Raw genomic sequence first — 18554 nt, 5'->3', positions numbered from 1 at the left:
ACACTGATCGCCATGTCCAGCCACGAAGCCCTGGGTCCCGCTACGGTCCGTGCCGCCGAGGAACAGGCGGAACTCGACTGGCTCCGCAAGGAGAACGCGCTGCTACGCACCGAGCGCGACATCCTGCTCCGGGACGCGACCGGATTCGCCGAGGACGCCAACGCCACCCTGCTGCGCCGCACCAGCGCCGTGGCGATGTCTCACAACCAGCCCACCCGATCGAGCACCACGAGGAACAGCACGATGACCGAGACGCATCATGTGTGGCTCACCCACGACGCCCACCAACGGCTGCAAGACGAACTCGCCATGCTGCTCGGCCAACACCCTCATGAGGTAGACGACCCCGACGGGGCGCACACGCTGGACAGCGACCCCGAGTTCATTTCGGACGCGAGCCGCCGGCGCGCCCGCATCCGGCAGATCCGCGACCTGCTGGACGATGCCGTGGTCGGGCAGGTGCCGCCCGATGACGGCATCGCCGAGCCCGGCATGGTGCTCACCGTGCGCTACGACGGCGAGGATGAGATCGAGACCTTCTTGCTTGGCACCCGCGACGGCGCCGGCCTCGATGGCCTCGAGGTGTACTCACCCGAATCGCCACTCGGGCAAGCCCTGTCCGGAGCGCGCCAGGGCGATCGGCGCATGTATCGCGTCCCCGCCGGTGGCATCGTGCGGGTGACCCTGCTGCGGGCAGTGCCCTATGGGCAGCACGCGCCAGCAACCGGCCAGGCCCCGATCGCGCCCCGTCGTCGTGGCCTCAGCGCATCCGACGGCACGCAGACATGAGGTGACGTCTGATGCGCGTGCTGCACCCAGAGGACCTGCTGCAGCTCGCTGCGGACCGCGGCGAACCTCGGCTGTCGCTGTTCCTGCCCACCGATCGCAACGAGCCGGACAGGTCTGTCAACCAGGCTCGGTGGGGAAACCTGGTCCACGACGCGAAAGCGGCGATGCGCGCCGACGGCGTCCCCGCCGCACGGGTCCGCCAGATACTTAACGGTCCGTTGGACCTGCTCGCCGACGCCTGGCCGTGGGACCGGCCTGACCGCGGGATGGCCATGTTCGCCGGACCGGGCAGCGCCCGGTGTTACTGGCTCCCCCGGCCCGTGCCGACGCTGGCCACCTTCGGTGACCGGTTCGCCCTCTGTCCCCTGTTCCCCATGCTCAGCACGAAAACCGAGGAGCGGGCTCGCGCGACCTACCGCAGGCTCTCCCGCGATGGCCGCACCGTCACCGAACCCAGCGAGCTCTTCGCCGCGGCCGACCGGGGTCGTGTCGAGACCCTGTTCGTCTCCACCACCGTGACCCCACGGCCCCACAAGCACGACGATCACCTGATCGTGCCGCTCAGCCAATATCCGGACCCGGCACGGCAGGCGGACATCGCGGTGGTGGCGGTGCTGCGGCACGGGGGCCGGGTGCTGTCGCTGCCACCCCGCCGCATGCCCGAGCAGGTGCCGATGGCGGCCACGCTGCGCCACTCAACCCTCCTCCCGGCGCCAAAGACGACGGCAGAGGGGGCGCTGTCATGACCAAGCCAGCCCCCTGGAGCACGGTCGGGCACGGCAACGGGCAGGGCCTCTCCGTGCGCCGACTGCTGCACGGATTGGTGCTCGGGCCCCACGACCAGTATTTGGGTTACGTGTTCGATGTCGCAGTTCAGCAGCGCCACGGCCAGTATCCACTGGTGGCCGGACTGCTGGCGGGCATCGGCGTCCGCGAAGTCTTTCTCCCCAGCGCGGTCGTGCGGACCTGGCATCCGGAGACCATCACCCTGGACACCGCCCCAAAACTACGCCCCTTCAGAGACCACGATCACCTGACCCTGGTCGCATCCGAGCTGCTCGGCCATGTCTTCACCGACACCACCACCTCGACCGACGTCAGTGCCACCGACTTCCTCCTCCACCGACTCCCGTTCGGCTGGGCGCTCACCACCATCGACACCGGCCCAACACCGGCACAGCAGAGTCGCAGATCACCAACCAACAGACTGATCGACTGGAAATCGGCGCAGCAGAGCGACGGGCCGTGACGGCGACGAGCAACAGGACATCCGGCTGCGCGGAAAGCACTCGCGACAGTGAGCGGGAAGTAGCCAGGCAAGTCACGACGGAGGTCGGCGATGTGCAGCGAATCATTCACGCGCTTGTGGCGACACGTTCGTCCGGGCGAGCACCCACTGGTTCGACGGTGGGATCGGATGGAGAGCCGTCTGCTCATCACGGTGACCGTGCTCGCGTTGCTCGCCATTCCCATTCTCGCGGTCATGGGACACACCATGTACACGCAACGACTCGAGCTGGTCGCCGACCAGCATGCGAGCCGGTACCCGGCGCAAGCGATATTGCTTGAGGACGCTCCGCCCGGGAGCCAAAAGGTCCGCGGCAGCCCCGCGACCACCGAGGTCAGGGCCTCTTGGATGTCGGCGAGCGGTATCCGTCATGAGGGAAAGGTGCCGGCACCGTACGGTGCCGCAAAAGGCACCGCGGTCGACGTCTGGCTTGATACGAACGGTGATCTGACGGTGCCTCCGTTGACACGTCGAGACGCTGCCGCCTTCGCCATCGCCACGGCTATTGGTGCCTGGCTGGCCCTCGTGTTCGCACTGGTCTGGGTCTACTGCGGGGTGCGCGCATTGTTGAATCGGGCCCGATACGCCGACTGGGAGCGCGAATGGCGCCACATCTCCAGGGACTCAATCGGGAAATGATGCCGGCGCTCGGATGCTGCCATCGGTTGCGCACGATCGCCGTTACGAAACCCGTAGCCCGGAGGACGCTTTCGTCTGGTCGGCTCTGTGCTGGTACTCCTGGCCTAGATGTGTGTCTAGAGTGTGCTGGCGGCGAGTTCAGTCAGCGACACGGTGGGGTCGGCCAGCAGTGCTGGGTCCATGACGGTACCACCGATGATGAGCTGCTGTGCGGGTTGGATGCCGTCGTCCCAGCGGTTGATGTGCATTCCTGCCACCACACGATCGGAGCGTAGCCAGAAGGCGTGAAACGCGCCGTCGGCGGTATCGCCGCGGACGATGACGTCGTCGTAGCCGCCAGGTGGGAACCAGCCGGTGAACTCCATGCCGACGTCGTATTGGTCGGTGAAAAAGTATGGGATCCGACCATGGCTGACAGGCTGGCCGAGCATCGCTTTCGCCGCAGCCGGACCGCCGTGCAGTGCGTTGGCCCAGTGCTCGACCCGCACCCGCTGCTCATAGTGAGGGTGAGCGGCGTTGGCGACGTCACCTGCGGCGTATACGTCGGGATCGTCGGTTCGCAGCGATGCGTCGACCAGGATTCCGTTGTCGACGGCCAGACCTGCGTGTTTGGCCAGTTCGGTGTTGGGCCGTACGCCCACGCCGACGATGACCGCGTCGGCGCGTGTCGCCGTGCCATCGTCGGTGTTGACCGTGGTGACCCCGCCCGCATCCCCGCGCAGCTCGGTGACCGACTGGCCGAGGCGGAGGTCCACGCCGTGTTTACGGTGCACGTCGGCGAAAAAGCCTCCCATCTCGGGTCCGAGTGCCGCCATCAGCGGTGCCGGTTGGGGTTCGATCACGGTGACCTCACAGCCGTATTCGCGGGCCGCCGCTGCCGTCTCGAGCCCGATCCAGCCCGCGCCGACCACGACAACCCGGCCACCGCCGCGCAGCGTCTCGGCAAGCCGTTCGGAGTCCTCGACCCGACGCAGATAGAAGACGCCGTCGAGGCTGGCTCCCGGTATCGAAAGCGTTCGCGGAGAGGCGCCGGTGGCCAGCAGCAGCTTGCTGTAGCCGATCCGTTCACCCTCGTCGAGTTCGACTTCGTGCGTCGATCGGTCCAGCCGCGTCACCAAGCGACCCAGCATCATCTCGACGGAGTTCTGCTGATACCAGCCGTGATCGTGAACGAAGATGCTCGACTTGTCAGCTTTGCCGAGTAGGTAATCCTTCGATAGTGGCGGGCGCTCGTAGGGCCGTTCGGCTTCGGCACCGATGAGTACTACCCGCCCGGGGAAGCCCTCTTCGCGCAGCGTCTGTGCGGCCTTGGCGCCGGCGAGCCCTGCGCCGACGATGACGAACGTGCGATCAGTTGTCACGACATCCTCCTGAAATTCGTTAGCCGTGCACGCCGGTGAGGGCGAAGAACTCTTGCCGGGATCGGGCGTCGTTACGTAGCACTCCCTGCAGCGAGGAGGTGACGGTCCTGGAGCCGACGGCGCGCACGCCGCGCAGTGACATGCACAGGTGTTCTGCCTCGATGACGACACCGACTCCCTTCGGTGTCAGGTGTTCGGCGAGCCAGTCTGCGACCTGTTTCGTCAGGCGTTCCTGGACTTGCAGGTCATGGGCGAACAACTCGACGACCCTGGCGAGTTTGGACAGTCCGAGGATGCGGTCGCCGGGTAGGTAGCCGACGTGCGCGACGCCGTGGAAGGGCAGGAGGTGGTGCTGGCACAGCGACCGCACGGGAATGCCTCTGGCTAGCACGAGCTCGTCGTAACCCTCGTCGTTGGGAAACGTGGTCAGGTCGAACTCGCGTGGGGAGAGCAGTTCGGCGTAGGCCTGCGCCACTCGTCGTGGCGTGTCAGCCAGGTGTTCCGATGACGGGTCGCGGCCAAGGGCGACGAGCAGATCGGTCACGGCTTGTTGGGCGGCGAGAAGATCGACATCGTCGCGGCCGTCGGCGACGCGCAGCCGACGGCGCTGTGCGCCGACTGCCCCCTGCTGCGGTTCGCCTGGGTCGTCCGGTTCGGTCAGGCTCATGTCGCCCGTCCACGGCGGGCCGGAGCGTACCGTGCGGCCAGCCGTGCCAGCGACACCGCGCCGACCAGCAGCCCGAAGTCACGCAGGGCGATGTCGTAGAACCCGGGAATGGTCAGCAGGTTGACGATGATTCCAGCCAGCCACGCGGCGACAAGAAGTCCGCCATAGCGCGGAATCAGCGCGACCACGATCCCGGCGACGACCTCGACGACACCGACCGCGTACATGGCCTGCTGGGCCGTTCCTGGCACGATGTCGTTGATCCATGGCGCGAGATAGATGGGCCACTCGACCAGCCAGTTCGTGAACTTGTCTAAGCCGAACAGGGTCGGCGCCACGGTGAATACCGTCCGCAGCGCGAAAAACGCCTGGTAGGCGGGGTCCGACCGCAACGAGCGGCCAGCAGTGTCTAGCCCGAATGTAGGTGTGCTCATGACGACTCCTTCTATCGACAAGATGTGTTAACGTTAGATCGGGTGCGATTCTTTAGTCAATAACTGTTATCTTTAGAGGTGAGAATGGCCGACTCGCGGGAAACGCGGTTCGCCGCGGTCGCGGCGCTGGACGAGCCGACAAGGCGGCGGCTTTACGACTTCGTGGTGCGCCAGCCGAGACCGGTGAGCCGCGACGAGGCAGCATCGGCCCTGGGCTTGGCGCGAGCAACGGCCGCGTTTCATCTCGACCGGCTGGCCGACGCCGGACTGCTCGACGTGGTGCACGAGCGGCGCACCGGCCGCAGCGGTCCAGGTGCGGGCCGTCCCGCGAAGCTCTACCACCGGTCCCGGCAGCCCATCGAAGTCAACCTGCCCGAACGGCAATACGAGCTAGCCGGACAACTACTGGCCACCGCGGTCCAAGAAGCCGAACAATCCGGACAGTCGCCACGCATCCTGCTCGACCGGCATGCCCGCGAACTCGGCACGCGACTCGGCGCAGCCTCGCGCGCAGCCGGCTCGGGCGAGGGTGACCAGCCTGTCCTCCTGCGCACGCTCGAAAGCCACGGCTTCGAACCCCATGTCGCCGACACCAACATCCTGCTCGGCAACTGCCCCTTCCACGACCTGGCCCAGAAACACACCGAACTGGTCTGCGGCATGAACCTCTGCCTACTCAGCGGCATGCTCGACGGACTCGCCGACACCGGATTCACCGCTCGTCTCGACCCCGCCCCCCACCTCTGTTGCGTACGACTCGCCCCCACCGACGTCGCCACCGACTGAGCCAGCAGCCGAAGGAACTACGTGCAGTTCGGTACCCAGGCCATGACTCTGTTGCGTCTACTGTGTGACTGCTCGAATCCGCCGGAATAGTACGGTTCAAGATGCATAAAAATGCCAAGCCGGAAGGCGTGCGGTGCGATTCCCATCGCCACCAAATCTTCAGTGTTTTCGTTGGGCAAGTAGCCGGATTTTGGCAAGTTGTCGCTCGATAGGCTACCGAATCGACCGGAATCAGCGCGGTAATAGAGCAAAGGATCAACGCTATCCGTCGCCTGCGCCTCAGACACCTGGCCAAGAAGATCGAATGAGTGCCTCCGTCTATTCTATCCACTACGTGGCACAACAGGCGCGCGAGGGCACCAGCGATCATTGACGGGCCAAGTGCGATGCGGACCGTTTCGCCGGTGGCATCCGCGATGCGCGTTGTCAGCCGCCATGCCGATTCCCGGAACGGGTCGTCGTGGAGGGTGGTTTCGAGCAGTGCAGAAGCGAGTTGGCAGTCACCGAGTTCGAAGGCCAGCTCGCTGACATCGCTGCGGAACTCCGCAGCCAGAACAACCAATTGTTGCTGGCGCTCTTCGATCACGGTGAGGGAACCCAGTCAGGTAATGTCCGTTCCCGATCAGAGGCAGTGCTGCGGTGAGGGCGGTGAGCGATCTTCGCCGCGGAGCCTGGCGGCCTGTGTCACGAGAGAGCGAAATCGTTCGGAGTCGTTGGTGAGAGCGACGTGGGTGGTCATGTTGATGTTTCTTGCGCCTGATTCGATCGCTTCGCTGGGAAGCACCTGGCGAAGTTGGCGAATGGCTTGTCGAAGATAGGCCACGGGGCAATCGTCCTGACGTCCCTCGAACAGGGCTTCGAGGAGCGCGTCCTTGCCTGCCGCATGGCGATGCCGGGTGGCGAGGAAGGCGAGCAGTTCGTAGCTTTTCTTGATGCGGGGGCGAACCGCTTTCCCGTCAACCGTGATCGCCACGTCGTTGTATTCGGTGAGGTTGGATCGTCGTGGCGAGTGGGGTGGCGAACTGGACGCCGCGGGTCATCAGCGCGCGTCCCAGGTCGTGCGCGCTGTAAAGGAGGCAGGTCGAGGCCGATTAACGCGAATAAATTTAGCCGTTAGGGAGAGGGACCGTGACTATCACGCCGAGACCACGGCGCTTCCTGCTGCCACTATCGTCTTAGATCTGGTCAATATTATGACCAAGACCGACGCATTTCCGCCGCTGGATCGACAGCGACCGGTCTGAACCAGCAACGGGCAAGAAGCCGATTGTTTGCCCACTCTGGTGAGCGTGGCCGGTGCGTATATCGGAGGTATGGGAGTTCTGTTGGCCTTATCTCCGAAGAGCCGCGCTAGATAGATCTACCTGGCCGGATGGTTATGTCGGCAACAGATTGAGGTGTGTCTGAGTTAATTGACCAATCGCGGGTTGAAATACCCAGCCACGGCCGGTGCGTGGTCATTGGTTCTCCTCAGGTGCTCTGCTTCGACGGTATGCCAGGCGGTTCTCGCGTGCTTGGGCGAGTCCGTCGCGTCGGTTCTTGCGGATGGCGTCACCTCGTCCTTCGTGTTCGTCGTCGGGCGTGACATACCCGATGGCGGCGTGCAGCCTGACCCCGTTGTATTGGGCCCGTACGAGCTCGAGTTCGGCTTCGAGCTCGCCGGGGTCGCGGATCTTTTCCAGGTGCGGCCACTCGCCCTTCACGTGCCCGAACAGCGTCTCGATCCACGCCTGATCGGTCGGTGTGCCGGGCCGTCCGAACTGGCGGGCGATGGCCACACCGGCGAGGAACTCGCGGGTGGTGTGGCTGCGCATCTGCGGCCCGTTGTCGCTGATGGCCAGCAGCAACGGCAGCTGCCCGTCACCGATCGCGGTGCCGACGGCGTCGCGGTCGCCGGAGGCCAGCGCGGCCACCAGCGCGTCGGTCGCGCGGGCGTCGGCGGCCGCCCACAGGTTCTCGGCCTCCAGCGCGTCGGTGAAGGCGACCTCGACCTGGGTGGAAGACTCCTCGGCCGACACCAGGGTGGTGATCCACTTGCGGGAGACGATGTCGAGGATCGCGATCGCGGCGACCCGGGCGCGGGTGAAGTGCGTGAAGTCGTAACCCCACACCCGGTTGGGCTTCCACTCCAGCCAGGGCGGCCACTCCGCCCGACCGATCGGCTCGCGGGGCGGCTGACCAGGAAGAACGAGCCGTTCGGCGGCCAGGATCCGCCGCACCGTGGACTCGGAGACATGCACCAGTCCGATCCGCGAGCCGCGGTGGGCGAGCTTGCGATGACTACGGTCGGTCTCGCCCCAGGTCTCGAACAGCTCCACGACCGCGGCCCGCTCGCCCGGCAGGATCCCGTGCAGGGGATGCCCGCCCGGCGGTAGGTCGTCCAGCCGCCCGGCGGCCTGGCGGGCCAGCCACGCCTGGTAGCGACCGTGTTCCAGGCCCAGCCGGTCACATGCCCGCCGCGCCGACCAGCCACGCTCGACGGCGTGCTCGATCAACTCGAGTAGGCCGGCCTTCACGTCAGCGTGCACCCGCGCCGGGACCGGGCCGGCCATCAGCCCCAGGCGGGTTTTCCCTCGTGCAGATGCAGCGCCACCGCCTGCTCGGTCACCGTGGCGCGCAGCCGCTCGGCCTCCGCCCGCGCCTCCTCCAACTCCAGCTGCTCGACTGTCTTGCCCGGCCGGCCCGGCCGAGCCGACAGCGCGGTCAGCGCGCCCTGCTTGGCGGTACGGCAGATCGTGGTCACCGTGGTGCGGTCGACCTTCCACTTCTGCGCGGCCTCCCGCTGCGTGCACTGCCCAGTCAGCACCGACACATACATCTCGTACTTCTGGCTCGGCGAGAGCAGCCGTCGCTGCTTGCGTGCCTTCATGGGCGTATTGGACGTCATCATCAGCCTCCGGAACGGTCAGACACACCGCTTCGTGGCTGGGTATTTCAAAGATCAAATGGTCATCTAACTCAGACGCAAGACGAGATCGCCGCATGTGGCGGCAATTTCCTACCTATCGGGGTTGATCCGGTGCATGTACCTTCGCGGTGTGTAGGTGGCCATCAGCGCGTCGCCGACACCCAGTTGGCCCGGTGATGTGGTGCCACGCCGAGTTCGCCGAAGGCGGTGATTGACAGTCCATGGTCGAGCACGAGCATGGCCCAGCGGATGTCCAGAATATCAGTGCAGGGCCGGGGTGCTGGCTAGGGTGCCTGGATTGTTAGGAGGGGCCGTGCTGGCGGGCCAGTTCGACCATCCGCTCGGCGCCATCGCTCCACGCTTCGCCGTGCCCGGTGAGCACGGTACGCGCGCCGGTATCGGCAAGCACGCTCAATGACTCAAGGGCGCGTTCGGGGTCCACGGTGGCCGCTCCGGAAATGATCTGCGGTGTTCGTGTGCCCCGATAAGGGTTGAGCGTGACCACGGCGTCGCCTGCGATGACCGTATCGCGTTCCGGGAAGTGGAACGCGCAGTGGCCGAGTGTGTGGCCAGGTGTGAACAGTACCCGTGGGCCGCCCGGCACGTCCAGCTTGTCGTCGCGGATCCGGCGCACTTCTTTAATCGGTTTCGGCCACCACGCGCGGTTCTTCACGAACCCCGCGACCATGGGCATTGCCTTGACCTGGGTGAGTAGGTACCAGGTGAGCGGGCGGGCGCGTCCGTACTGGCGTGGATTCTGCGTCAACGGTACGTCATTGTCGTGGATATACACGGGCACGCCGATCTCAGATCGCAATTGCTCCGCGAAGCCCAGGTGGTCGAAGTGGCCGTGTGTCAGTAAGAGTGCCTCGATGTCCTTTGGCTGCCTCCCCAGCTCGTCGAGGGCTTGCTGCAGCGACTGCCACGAGGTCGGCAGGCCCGCGTCAACGATGGTGAGCTTGCCGTCGCCCTCGATGATGAACCAGTTGACGTACGAGTCCTCCACGCAGTGGATGCCGTCCGCGACATTCTTCTTGAGCACCATGACCTCCTTCACATGCCGGGCTAACCTGGGACTACCCGTGAGACTGCTGGCTCATGCCTGCGACGACTCGCCATACACACCAGACGGCCCGTGCTCATCCCGGCGTGACTGGTCGGCCTGGTATTCCACCGGATTGAGCGCGTTGTGGCGCTCCATGCCGCGTGCGCCATCGGCGAGTCGTGGGGCCCTGGACACGCCGCTGATTCGGGATAGACGCGACGTCGTTAATGAGATCACTTGTCGTACGTCTAAATCTGTCCACTATGACGGCGTCGATGAGCGAGCTGCAGGACGATCTCAAGAGCGATCGCCGCCATACCCCAGCCCACCGTTGCCGCCATCAGCGGGTTCGCGCTCGGCGGGGACTCGGGGTCGCACTCGGGGCCGACTGGCGGATTGCCTCGGAACATGCCCAGCTCGGCCTCCCGGAGGTCACCCTCGGACTCATCCCAGGCGGCGGGGGAACGCCGCGGCTAGCTCGGCTGATCGGCATCAGTCGAGCCAAAGAACTGCTGATGACACGTCGTCAGGTGAGCGCAGCCGACGCGCTGCCCATCGGACTCGTTGACGAGGTCCCGGCCGGAGAGGCGCACTCATCCGTCGTCGAGTGGGCGTCCCGGTTCACGCACTCGGCACCCCTGGCCGTGGCCGCGTCGCCGATCGCGTGGCCGATGCCGAGTTGAGATCAGGTCTCCGGTACAAGCGGGCACTCTTCCTCTCCGTCTTCGCCTCCGACGACGCTCGCGCCGACCTGAACTCGTTCCTCCACAACAGCCCCGGCAAAGCCGTCGTCGGCGGACCCTGAGCTGGTCTTGTCAGTAGAACGTTCGCTGTGATCTGAAGATGGCACGTACGCCCTTCGTTGCGCTGTCGACGTGATTGCCCAGCCCGCTGCGCAGAGTCCTTGCCTACCGTGGCTTGCGCTGTCGACGTCGTCGGATGAGCATACGTCTCGAGGAAATCCTTAGCTCACGGTACCTGTAGGGCGCGTGGATGTGGTTTGAATCCCATCGGGGGTACAAAGAAAAGACGCGCCTTCGGGCGCGTCTTTTCTGTTTTCGGGACTTCTTCGCCTTGTTCAACCTGTCGCGTGAGACTTTTGATCAGGCTTACTTCCGTTGTCGCGCCTTGTCGAGCTCCGACTGAGCCTGTTGCGCTTTCGGAGTCGAGCGCCGCGTCGGCGGCGCTTCGTAGGCCGAACCGTTAGCTCCGCGGATCCGCGTTAACACGCTCGCGGAGCTTCCCGAACTCCGCCGCCAGGTCGGGAAGTTGGTAATGGGCGTTGAGACCGCTCGGGTTCGGCAGCACCCACAGCACCGCGTCCTCGATGCACTCCGGCTGTGGCCCGACCACGGCCTGTGGTCGGGCGAACGCGCTGCGATACGCGGTCACGCCGACGACGGCGATCGCGCGCGGCCGATACCGCCGGGCCAGCGAGGTTAGCCGTCGCGCGCCGTCACGTAGCTCGGCGTTCGTGAGCTCGTCGGCGCGGGCGGTGGCCCTGCGGACGAGATTCGTGACGCCGAGGCCGTATTTCAGCAGCTCGGCCTGCTCGCTGGGGCGCAGTTGCCGAGGCGTGAATCCCGCCACGTGTAGTGCGGGCCAGAACCGGTTACCCGGTCGGGCGAAGTGATGGCCGGTAGCGCCCGAGTAGAGGCTTGGATTGATGCCGCAGAATAGAACCCGCAGGTCGGCCGCGATGACGTCGGGGATGGTGCGGTCCCGCGCGGCGTTCAGGTCCGCCCGCGTAGGGCGGTAGGTGTCCGAGGTCATCACGCCACAACCTACGTCAGCACGCTACGGGCAGGATGCACGACGCACGATCCGTAGCGACTTAACGTGGTCATTACCCCGGACAAAGGTGGATAATCCGACCAGGGGAACCATCTCACCTGGAGGTGATAGGGATGTCAACGGAGAACATGGGCACTGGTTCGACCAAGTTGGCCGAGCATCCCGACATCGTGGCGATGGGCGCTCGCTATGAGCGCGCCGCGGAAACCCCGACCGCGCAGGCAGCGGACGCGTTGACCGTCCTCGCTGGCCTGTTCGTGGCGCTGTCGCCGTGGATCGTCGGGTTCACGGAGTCGGCTGTGGCGATCAACAACCTCGTCATCGGCCTCGCCATCGCGGGGCTCGGCGCGGGGTTCGCGTTCGCGTACGAGCGCACCCACCGGCTGACGTGGGTGTGTCCGCTGCTTGGTGTGTGGACGATCATCGCGCACTGGGTCATGAGCGGCATCGATACCACCACCGGGATGTTGCTGAGCAACATTATCGGCGGTGCGGCTGTCGTCGTGTTGGGCCTGGCCGCGATGCTGCCGATGATGACAGCACGCAGGTCAGCACGCTGATCGTCACAGCTAGTCGACCGCGGGCCGGGTATCGTCACCCGGCCCGCTCGCGTGTCGGCCAGCGATCCCCTAACCACGTCGTGCGAGGACGGGGTTCGCCCCGATGTCGGGCGCGGCATGCGCACAGCACGCTCGGATATGGCCGGAGTTTGGACCGGCTCGAGTGTGAGGAGCGCCCGTCATGTCAACTCGTCGTCATCGCAAACCCGCGTCCCGCGCCAAGCTCGCCGTCTACGGTGTGGCGATCACCGTAGGATTGGTCGCGTCCGTACTCGGTGGCATGCCGACCGCCAAGGCGGGACCGGAGGACGCCACGTCGGACGACCCGTTCCGGTTCTTCCTCGGGCGGCTGTTCCCTGGCGTGCAGGAGGCGGCACCGGAGAGGACGCATGACGTCGCGCCGGACTCGACGTCGGCACCGGCCGCGTCCGAGCCGCTGGTGCTCGACACGACGCCGAGCCCCGACGCCCCGGCGACTCCGGATGCCCTCGCCCGGCAGCGCCTTCCACTCCGACCCGGCACGGACATCGGCGACGGCGAGATTATCCCGCCGCCGGACGGTGACCCTGACCCCGACCCGGACCCCGGCAGCTACTCCGGCGGCTGGAGCGGCGACACCGCGGTGACGGTGCACCGCTTCCCCTATGCGGAGTCCGAAGTAGACAGCTTCAAGGTGAAGGACGGCTTACAAGCAGCGTGGAACCTGGGGCTGCGAGGGCTGGAAACCCAGCTGGAGCAGCAGATCGAGGCCGAGTCCGGCGGCACGCTTTACGACGTCGACGTGACGCTGGCCAGCGCCGACTCGGACAGCCTGCTCAACCTCACCGTCAGTCCGAAGTGGAAAAGCGTATCGCTGTTCTACATGGTCGGCGGGCACCAGATGCGCGCCAAGGTTGACGCCGACTACGTCAGCGACCCGACCGCCACGATGGACTTCGCCATCGGCCTGCGGCTAGACCTCGGCACCGACACGTGGCCCGAGGAACCGCTCGACCTGAGGTCCGCTGAGGCGGTGGTGATGCCGGACTCCAATGGCGTGAACGTCGACGGTGACTGGACCTACACGGTCGGCAAGGTAGTTCGGTGGCTGAAGAACCTCGGCGATGTCGACAGTGTCGAGCAAACCATCGCGGATGGCTTCACCGGGCGGACATCCGACGTCGAGCCTTCGGTGCAGGGCCCGGTTGATCTACTCAACAATGACCTGGAAAGCCTGATCAGTGGCCTCGGCACCCGGGTCAGCGCGATCACGCCGTACTACGACGACGAGACCTACAGGCTGGTGTTGCGGCTGGACACCCGGCCGACGGTGTACCAGTCGCCGGACGCCGTGATGGCCCGATGACCACGTGGCAGGCCCGAGCCAGCCTCGGGCCTGCCACGTGCGGGTGGGTAGTGCGCTAGAACTGGCGGTTCATTGCACGATTCGTAACCGTTAGCGCGGACGCTCACATCGCGAGCTGCTCGAAGGCCACGGCGTAGCGGCAGCCGAGCTGGCCGCCCGCCTCACTCGCGATGCTGGTCAAGAACTCCGTCGGGTCGCTCATCGGGCCGTCACCAAGCCCCGCGAGATACGCGGCGTGCGCCCGCAGGGACCGGATGCCGGTCTCGAAGTGGTCGCTGACATCGACGCCGTGCCGTGCCTCTGGTGAGCCGCCGACCAACACCATGCGGACGTGGTCCCACGGCTCAAGCCCCTCGTCGAGCAGTTCGCGAAACACCCAGCGGTTACCCGCGTCGCGCACCGCGTCCACGACCGCGCGCCCTACCGCGATGTGATCCGCCTGGTTAAGGAAGCCACCGGGCCAGTGCTCCCGGAAGTTCCCGGTGATCACGACGTCGGGACGATGGCGGCGGATCGCCCGCGCGATGTCGCGGCGCAGCGGCAACCCGTACTCGACCACGCCGTCCGGGTAGCCGAGGAACTCGACGGTATCCACGCCCACGATCGCCGCCGAGTCGCGTTCCTCCCGCTCTCGCAGCGGACCGGCCTCCTCGGGCGGGGTGCCGTCGATCCCCGCCTCGCCACTGGTCGCGAGGCAGTACGCGATCTGTTTGCCCTGCGCGGTCCACCGCGCGATCGCGGCGGCGGCGCCGTACTCCAAGTCGTCTGGATGCGCGACGATCGCCAGCGCCGTCGACCAGTCTTCCGCGATAGGTTCCAGCCCCTCAGTCATGGCGCGCACGCTACCAATCGCCACCGACATCGTGAGCGCGCCGAACGGAGGAAGGCCAGGTCGCTACGTGCGACCTGGCCCGCGTCCGTGGTGCTCCTTCGAGAGTCAGGTGTCTTCGGCCAGCCGCCGCATCAGCATTTCCTTACCCTGGTCGGCGGCCTTCTGGTTGTTGTGCTGGATCTTGCGGAACCATTCCGCGAGCTCGGAGTCGCCCTGCTGCTCGGCATCCTGCGCCCAGGTCTCGACCTGCCAGGCGTAGTGCAGCGAAGCCTGCAGCGCGGAGATCAGGTCGTAGTTCTTGTCCTTGACGGCTGTTGACGGTGCTGCCATGGGGTCGCCCTCCTTCGGATGCATCAGACGTCGACAGCGGGCTACCCCCGTTTGCGAGCGCCTAATCCTCCATCCAGTGCGGTTTCCTGAGAAGGAAGTGCGTCACGAACAGCAACACGATCCTGGCGGCCAGGACCAACCCCGGTGCGTGGAGTCCGAACATCGCGCCTGAAACAATCAGAAGCAGGGCGAGAGCGACGAACTGTGCCATTAGTGACGCCCCCTTTTTCGGTCTGTGCCAACGGAATCGCCGCCGACGCCGAGGGTCAAACCCGGTGTGACACGTGACTCGGTAAACGGTCGCCGTCGTGCGTGAGGGGCGTCGTTGTGGCGGGTAAACGTAGCGGTGGGTTGGACAGCTCGCCCTGGGAGGAAACGTCATGCCAGAGCAGGTCACTCGTACTGACGATGCCGAGACCACCGGCGAAGCGGACGAGATCGCCGAGCTGGAGCTCATCAGTCCCGAGTTCGACGACGATGGCGCGCTCCCCGAACGGTTCTCCTACGCACGCCACAACTTGTCCCCGCCGCTGCTGTGGAGTGGTGTTCCCGAGGAAGCGGCGGAACTGGTGCTGCTGTGCGAGGACATCGACGCCCCGATTGGCACGTTCGTGCACTGGGTCGTCAAAGACATCGAGCCGGACGTCGATGGCGTCGACGAGGCCGACATGCCGCGCGGCGGTATCGCGGGCCGCAACGGGTTCGGTGCGCCTGGCTGGAGTGGGCCGCATCCGCCCGCCGGCGACGACCCGCACCGCTACCTGTTCCAGGTTTACGCCGTCGATCGGTCGTTGCGGTTGCGGATGGACGCCAACGCCGCCGACGTCCGCACCGCCATGGCCGGGCACGTGCTGGCGCGCGGCACGCTGGTCGGCCGCTTCGCGCGCTGATGACGTGCGGGCTAGGGTCGTCGCGTGTCGGTCAGGGAACTCGTCGTGCTCGGCACGGGCAGCCAGGCCCCGTCGCGGACGCGCAACCATAACGGCTACCTGCTGCGCTGGGACGGCGAGGGCCTGCTGTTCGACCCGGGCGAGGGCACCCAGCGGCAGCTGATCTTCGCCGGAGTTCCTGCCACCGCCATCACCCGAATCTGCGTCACGCACTTCCACGGCGACCACTGCCTCGGTGTACCGGGCATCATCCAGCGGCTCAGCCTCGACCGTGTGCCGCACCCGGTCGTCGCGCACTATCCGGTGGCCGGTGCGGAGTACTTCGCGCGGCTGCGCGGCGCATGCGCGTTCGCGGAGCACGCCGACCTGCGGGAACACCCGATCGATCGGGAGGGCGTGATCGCCACCGGCGAGTTCGGTGAGCTGTCCGCGCGGTGGCTGGACCACCGGATCGACACCGTCGGTTATCGGCTGGTCGAACCGGACGGCAGGCGGATGCTGCCCGACGCACTCGCGGCACACGGCGTGACCGGTCCCGACATCGGCAGGCTGCGGCGGGACGGCGCGTTGACCGTGGGTGGGCGGCGGGTTCTGCTGGACGACGTCAGTGTGCCCCGGCGGGGTCAGTGCTTCGCGTTCGTCATGGACACTCGGCTGTGCGACGCCGTGTTCACGCTCGCGGACGGTGCGGATCTGCTAGTGATCGAGTCGACGTTCCTGTCCGAGCACGTCGACCTCGCGGCGGAGTACGGCCATCTGACGGCGGCCCAGGCGGGCAGGGTCGCCGCCGAGTGCGGCGTGCGCACGCTTGTCCTGACGCACTTCTCGCAGCGCTACACCGACGCTGACCGGTTCGCGGCGGAGGCGGGGGAGGAGTTCGGCGGGGACATCGTCGTCGCGGCGGACCTGACCAGGGTGCCGGTACCTCCCCGCCGGTGAGCCGCGTGATGGCCGCCGAACCGACGCGGCCGCGTTACTTGGCGCTTTGCCGGTATCGCTCGATGAGAGCGCGGGCCATCTCCTTGGCGCGCTGGGCCGCCCGCGCGTCGCCCTCGGCGGCGCTGATGATCGAGCCTTTCATGAGGATGTGCCACGACCGGGCGAAGTCCTCGGGATCGCGCAGCCCTGCGCGCCGCGCCCGATCGGCGACCACGCCCCTGATGTTGGCCAGGTGCTTGACGCAGGCTGCGCCCGCTGGGTGATGCGGTCCCAGCTCCAGCAGGACGTTGATGAACGAGCATGCCTCGAACTCGACTTCGTGGAACCAGTCGTGGAAGACGTCGAAAATGGCGAGTAGCTGCGCCTCGGGAGTGGCGCCCCTGCGGCGCGACTCGGCTTCGACGAAGCCGAAGGTCCAGCGCTGCTCCCGATTCTCGAGGAAGGCGATGACAAGATCGTCCTTGGACGGGAAGTGCCGGTAGAGGGTGGCCTTGGCGACCTTGGACTCGGCGATGACCTCATCGATGCCGACCGCGCGGATGCCCCGCTGCGCGAACAGGTCGTACGCGGTGTCGAGGATGCGTTCCCGCGCCGCGGTGGCCTCGTCGGCCGGACTACCAGCACTCATGGTGCCACTATCGTACTGGTAGACAGACCTGTCTGTCTCTGATAGCAAGGTCGTGAGCCTACTTTGTATCGGCTTACGCTCCCGACAGAGAGGACGATGAGCATGCATACCTTGCGCGTCGACTCTCACGTCTTCAGCGATTCCGTCGTGGTCGAGGCTCAAGGAGCGGTAGACGTGAGTACCGCCGAGGACCTGGAACGTCGGCTTCGCAGCGCGCTCGTGGCATCGCGGGGACGGCGCAAGCTCGTCCTCGACCTCGCCCGCGTCACGTTCTTCGGCACCATCGGTCTCCAGCTCTTGATCTGGGCCGATCAAGAATGCCGGGAGCGCGGCGTCACGCTGTGGGTGATCGCGAGCGAGCGGGCGGTGCTGCGGCCTATCGAGGTGGCTGGACTGACCGGCCGATTCCACATCACGTCGAGCATGCCGTCCGTCAACGAGTACGCGGTCGCGGAGCAGTCCCAGACCGCCTGAGCACGCCCCGCTGTCGGTGGTGTTCGGTAATGTCGCCCCCGTGGCTACTTTGGTGACGTTTCACGCCCACCCCGACGACGAGTGCATCGGCTGCGGTGGTGTCATCCGCAAGGCATACGAGGACGGCCATCGCGTCGTGCTCGTCGTCGCGACCAGGGGCGAGGAAGGCGAGGTGCCGGACGATTTCCTCGCCGAAGGGGAACAGCTCTGGCAGCGGCGGGTCGCCGAGACACACGCCGCGGCGGAGATCCTCGGCGTGCATCGCGTGGAGTTCCTCGGCTACAACGACTCCGGCATGATGGGTGAACCGAGCAACGACGCGCCGGGATCGTTCTGGACCACGCCGGTCGAGGAAGCGGCGGCCAAGCTCGCCGACATCCTGCGGGAAGAGCGCGCCGACGTGCTCACCGTCTACGACGACAACGGCGGCTACGGCCACCCGGATCACATCCAGGTGCACCGGGTCGGCTGGCGCGCCGCCGAGCTGGCTGGCACGCCGAAGGTGTACGAGAGCACGATCAATCGCGACCAGGCTATGCGCACGATGTCCGCGTTCGCCGAGCAAGCCACGGCCGCTGGTGTCGAACTGCCGGACATCGAGTCGGACGCCAACTTCGGCAAGCCGGAGTCGGTGATCACCACGGGTGTGGACGTCACGGACTTCCTGGACGTGAAGCGCGCCGCGATGCGCGCCCACGCGAGCCAGATCGGCGAGCAGTCGTTTTTCCTGAGCATGCCGGACGACGCGTTCCGCTTGATGTTCGGGACGGAGTGGTTCATCCGCCCCGGCGACGAGCCAGGCGACGACCTCTTCGCGGGGTTGTAGGGGTCGTTCCCCCGTCCCG

24 protein-coding genes are annotated in these 18554 nt (G+C 66.3%); 12 read left to right on the top strand and 12 right to left on the bottom strand.

Features of this window, described 5'->3' with window-relative positions; all coding sequences use genetic code 11:
* The first annotated feature begins 12 nt into the window (after positions 1-12).
* The 4 genes from ACFQGD_RS22650 (at position 13) to ACFQGD_RS22635 (ending at position 2716) form a co-directional block, all read left to right on the top strand.
* Complete coding sequence (locus ACFQGD_RS22650) at positions 13-789, top strand: GreA/GreB family elongation factor (protein WP_345392955.1); 777 nt, start codon at positions 13-15, stop codon at positions 787-789.
* Positions 790-800: 11 nt separating this feature from the next.
* On the top strand, positions 801-1535 hold the full coding sequence (locus ACFQGD_RS22645) for a hypothetical protein (protein ID WP_345392952.1): 735 nt from the start codon (positions 801-803) through the stop codon (positions 1533-1535).
* Positions 1532-2038 (top strand): hypothetical protein, encoded by a 507-nt coding sequence (locus ACFQGD_RS22640; RefSeq protein WP_345392949.1) that lies wholly within the window; start codon positions 1532-1534, stop codon positions 2036-2038. The genes ACFQGD_RS22645 and ACFQGD_RS22640 overlap by 4 nt, the downstream gene beginning before the upstream one ends.
* A 90-nt stretch (positions 2039-2128) precedes the next feature.
* The gene (locus ACFQGD_RS22635) at positions 2129-2716 is read left to right on the top strand and encodes an Rv1733c family protein (protein WP_425557297.1); all 588 of its coding nucleotides are present in this window, start codon (positions 2129-2131) and stop codon (positions 2714-2716) included.
* Between the two features lie 116 nt (positions 2717-2832).
* Here ACFQGD_RS22635 and ACFQGD_RS22630 read toward each other — a convergent pair whose 3' ends face one another.
* The 3 genes from ACFQGD_RS22630 to ACFQGD_RS22620 are packed head-to-tail and all read right to left on the bottom strand — an operon-like array spanning position 2833 to position 5178.
* Complete coding sequence (locus tag ACFQGD_RS22630; RefSeq protein WP_345392943.1) at positions 2833-4077, bottom strand: NAD(P)/FAD-dependent oxidoreductase; 1245 nt, start codon at positions 4075-4077, stop codon at positions 2833-2835.
* A 19-nt stretch (positions 4078-4096) separates the two neighbouring features.
* Positions 4097-4744 (bottom strand): GTP cyclohydrolase I FolE, encoded by a 648-nt coding sequence (gene folE / locus ACFQGD_RS22625; protein ID WP_345392940.1) that lies wholly within the window; start codon positions 4742-4744, stop codon positions 4097-4099.
* Complete coding sequence (locus tag ACFQGD_RS22620) at positions 4741-5178, bottom strand: hypothetical protein (RefSeq protein WP_345392937.1); 438 nt, start codon at positions 5176-5178, stop codon at positions 4741-4743. Before ACFQGD_RS22620 ends, folE begins: the two co-directional genes overlap by 4 nt.
* An 84-nt stretch (positions 5179-5262) precedes the next feature.
* Between ACFQGD_RS22620 and ACFQGD_RS22615 the strand changes: the two genes are divergently transcribed.
* Positions 5263-5964 (top strand): helix-turn-helix transcriptional regulator, encoded by a 702-nt coding sequence (locus ACFQGD_RS22615; RefSeq protein ID WP_345392934.1) that lies wholly within the window; start codon positions 5263-5265, stop codon positions 5962-5964.
* Between the two features lie 622 nt (positions 5965-6586).
* Here the strand turns inward: ACFQGD_RS22615 and ACFQGD_RS22610 are convergent.
* The 5 genes from ACFQGD_RS22610 to ACFQGD_RS22590 form a co-directional block, all read right to left on the bottom strand.
* Positions 6587-6937, bottom strand: coding sequence for a hypothetical protein (locus ACFQGD_RS22610; RefSeq protein WP_345392931.1), 351 nt, complete (start codon positions 6935-6937; stop codon positions 6587-6589).
* A 484-nt stretch (positions 6938-7421) separates the two neighbouring features.
* Positions 7422-8516: an integrase core domain-containing protein gene (locus ACFQGD_RS22605; protein WP_345398882.1), complete on the bottom strand. Its 1095-nt coding sequence runs from the start codon at positions 8514-8516 to the stop codon at positions 7422-7424.
* Positions 8516-8833 (bottom strand): hypothetical protein, encoded by a 318-nt coding sequence (locus ACFQGD_RS22600; RefSeq protein ID WP_345398879.1) that lies wholly within the window; start codon positions 8831-8833, stop codon positions 8516-8518. Before ACFQGD_RS22600 ends, ACFQGD_RS22605 begins: the two co-directional genes overlap by 1 nt.
* A gap of 340 nt (positions 8834-9173) precedes the next feature.
* Complete coding sequence (locus ACFQGD_RS22595) at positions 9174-9917, bottom strand: MBL fold metallo-hydrolase (RefSeq protein WP_345404061.1); 744 nt, start codon at positions 9915-9917, stop codon at positions 9174-9176.
* Positions 9918-9968: 51 nt separating this feature from the next.
* The gene (locus tag ACFQGD_RS22590) at positions 9969-10112 is read right to left on the bottom strand and encodes a hypothetical protein (protein WP_345404058.1); all 144 of its coding nucleotides are present in this window, start codon (positions 10110-10112) and stop codon (positions 9969-9971) included.
* A gap of 80 nt (positions 10113-10192) precedes the next feature.
* Here ACFQGD_RS22590 and ACFQGD_RS22585 point away from each other — a divergent pair, with 80 nt between their 5' ends.
* Positions 10193-10600, top strand: a complete 408-nt coding sequence (locus tag ACFQGD_RS22585) for an enoyl-CoA hydratase/isomerase family protein (RefSeq protein ID WP_345404055.1) — start codon at positions 10193-10195, stop codon at positions 10598-10600.
* Positions 10601-11120: 520 nt separating this feature from the next.
* Here the strand turns inward: ACFQGD_RS22585 and mug are convergent.
* A complete protein-coding gene (gene mug, locus ACFQGD_RS22580) occupies positions 11121-11690 on the bottom strand; it encodes a G/U mismatch-specific DNA glycosylase (protein ID WP_345404052.1) in 570 nt (189 codons plus the stop codon).
* Between the two features lie 134 nt (positions 11691-11824).
* On the opposite strand from mug, the gene ACFQGD_RS22575 reads away from it, so the two are divergent.
* Complete coding sequence (locus tag ACFQGD_RS22575) at positions 11825-12271, top strand: SPW repeat protein (protein WP_345404049.1); 447 nt, start codon at positions 11825-11827, stop codon at positions 12269-12271.
* Positions 12272-12452: 181 nt separating this feature from the next.
* Positions 12453-13616 carry a hypothetical protein gene (locus ACFQGD_RS22570; RefSeq protein WP_345404047.1) on the top strand — a complete coding sequence of 388 codons (1164 nt, stop codon included), beginning with the start codon at positions 12453-12455 and terminating at the stop codon, positions 13614-13616.
* A gap of 103 nt (positions 13617-13719) precedes the next feature.
* Here ACFQGD_RS22570 and ACFQGD_RS22565 read toward each other — a convergent pair whose 3' ends face one another.
* The gene (locus ACFQGD_RS22565; protein WP_345404044.1) at positions 13720-14448 is read right to left on the bottom strand and encodes a PIG-L deacetylase family protein; all 729 of its coding nucleotides are present in this window, start codon (positions 14446-14448) and stop codon (positions 13720-13722) included.
* A 105-nt stretch (positions 14449-14553) separates the two neighbouring features.
* On the bottom strand, positions 14554-14778 hold the full coding sequence (locus ACFQGD_RS22560) for a hypothetical protein (protein WP_345404042.1): 225 nt from the start codon (positions 14776-14778) through the stop codon (positions 14554-14556).
* Between the two features lie 380 nt (positions 14779-15158).
* Between ACFQGD_RS22560 and ACFQGD_RS22555 the strand changes: the two genes are divergently transcribed.
* Entirely contained in the window at positions 15159-15668 is a 510-nt protein-coding gene (locus ACFQGD_RS22555; protein WP_345404040.1) for a YbhB/YbcL family Raf kinase inhibitor-like protein, read from the top strand.
* A gap of 24 nt (positions 15669-15692) precedes the next feature.
* On the top strand, positions 15693-16607 hold the full coding sequence (locus ACFQGD_RS22550; RefSeq protein ID WP_345404037.1) for a ribonuclease Z: 915 nt from the start codon (positions 15693-15695) through the stop codon (positions 16605-16607).
* 34 nt (positions 16608-16641) lie between these two features.
* Here the strand turns inward: ACFQGD_RS22550 and ACFQGD_RS22545 are convergent, their stop codons facing one another.
* Positions 16642-17235: a TetR/AcrR family transcriptional regulator gene (locus ACFQGD_RS22545; RefSeq protein ID WP_345404034.1), complete on the bottom strand. Its 594-nt coding sequence runs from the start codon at positions 17233-17235 to the stop codon at positions 16642-16644.
* Positions 17236-17331: 96 nt separating this feature from the next.
* Here ACFQGD_RS22545 and ACFQGD_RS22540 point away from each other — a divergent pair, with 96 nt between their 5' ends.
* On the top strand, positions 17332-17709 hold the full coding sequence (locus tag ACFQGD_RS22540) for an STAS domain-containing protein (protein ID WP_345404031.1): 378 nt from the start codon (positions 17332-17334) through the stop codon (positions 17707-17709).
* Between the two features lie 40 nt (positions 17710-17749).
* Positions 17750-18535: a PIG-L family deacetylase gene (locus tag ACFQGD_RS22535; RefSeq protein ID WP_345404028.1), complete on the top strand. Its 786-nt coding sequence runs from the start codon at positions 17750-17752 to the stop codon at positions 18533-18535.
* The last annotated feature ends 19 nt before the right edge of the window (positions 18536-18554 follow it).

The sequence above is a fragment of the Haloechinothrix salitolerans genome (genome assembly GCF_042662605.1).
Lineage (GTDB): Bacteria > Actinomycetota > Actinomycetes > Mycobacteriales > Pseudonocardiaceae > Haloechinothrix_A > Haloechinothrix_A salitolerans.
The sequence above is the reverse complement of the archived record's forward strand: the minus strand, read 5'-3'. Positions and strand labels throughout refer to the sequence as shown.

Excerpts from the sequence above, each read along its gene's own strand:
- ACFQGD_RS22645 (WP_345392952.1), top strand. The coding sequence starts at position 801 with ATGCGCGTGCTGCACCCAGAGGACCTGCTGCAGCTCGCTGCGGACCGC.
- ACFQGD_RS22555 (WP_345404040.1), top strand. The coding sequence starts at position 15,159 with ATGCCAGAGCAGGTCACTCGTACTGACGATGCCGAGACCACCGGCGAA.
- ACFQGD_RS22540 (WP_345404031.1), top strand. The coding sequence starts at position 17,332 with ATGAGCATGCATACCTTGCGCGTCGACTCTCACGTCTTCAGCGATTCC.
- ACFQGD_RS22635 (WP_425557297.1), top strand. The coding sequence starts at position 2,129 with ATGTGCAGCGAATCATTCACGCGCTTGTGGCGACACGTTCGTCCGGGC.
- ACFQGD_RS22585 (WP_345404055.1), top strand. The coding sequence starts at position 10,193 with ATGAGCGAGCTGCAGGACGATCTCAAGAGCGATCGCCGCCATACCCCA.
- ACFQGD_RS22570 (WP_345404047.1), top strand. The coding sequence starts at position 12,453 with ATGTCAACTCGTCGTCATCGCAAACCCGCGTCCCGCGCCAAGCTCGCC.
- ACFQGD_RS22545 (WP_345404034.1), bottom strand. The coding sequence starts at position 17,235 with ATGAGTGCTGGTAGTCCGGCCGACGAGGCCACCGCGGCGCGGGAACGC.
- mug (WP_345404052.1), bottom strand. The coding sequence starts at position 11,690 with ATGACCTCGGACACCTACCGCCCTACGCGGGCGGACCTGAACGCCGCG.
- ACFQGD_RS22620 (WP_345392937.1), bottom strand. The coding sequence starts at position 5,178 with ATGAGCACACCTACATTCGGGCTAGACACTGCTGGCCGCTCGTTGCGG.
- ACFQGD_RS22640 (WP_345392949.1), top strand. The coding sequence starts at position 1,532 with ATGACCAAGCCAGCCCCCTGGAGCACGGTCGGGCACGGCAACGGGCAG.
- ACFQGD_RS22615 (WP_345392934.1), top strand. The coding sequence starts at position 5,263 with ATGGCCGACTCGCGGGAAACGCGGTTCGCCGCGGTCGCGGCGCTGGAC.
- ACFQGD_RS22565 (WP_345404044.1), bottom strand. The coding sequence starts at position 14,448 with ATGACTGAGGGGCTGGAACCTATCGCGGAAGACTGGTCGACGGCGCTG.
- ACFQGD_RS22605 (WP_345398882.1), bottom strand. The coding sequence starts at position 8,516 with ATGGCCGGCCCGGTCCCGGCGCGGGTGCACGCTGACGTGAAGGCCGGC.
- ACFQGD_RS22650 (WP_345392955.1), top strand. The coding sequence starts at position 13 with ATGTCCAGCCACGAAGCCCTGGGTCCCGCTACGGTCCGTGCCGCCGAG.
- ACFQGD_RS22595 (WP_345404061.1), bottom strand. The coding sequence starts at position 9,917 with ATGGTGCTCAAGAAGAATGTCGCGGACGGCATCCACTGCGTGGAGGAC.
- ACFQGD_RS22600 (WP_345398879.1), bottom strand. The coding sequence starts at position 8,833 with ATGAAGGCACGCAAGCAGCGACGGCTGCTCTCGCCGAGCCAGAAGTAC.
- ACFQGD_RS22575 (WP_345404049.1), top strand. The coding sequence starts at position 11,825 with ATGTCAACGGAGAACATGGGCACTGGTTCGACCAAGTTGGCCGAGCAT.
- ACFQGD_RS22560 (WP_345404042.1), bottom strand. The coding sequence starts at position 14,778 with ATGGCAGCACCGTCAACAGCCGTCAAGGACAAGAACTACGACCTGATC.
- folE (WP_345392940.1), bottom strand. The coding sequence starts at position 4,744 with ATGAGCCTGACCGAACCGGACGACCCAGGCGAACCGCAGCAGGGGGCA.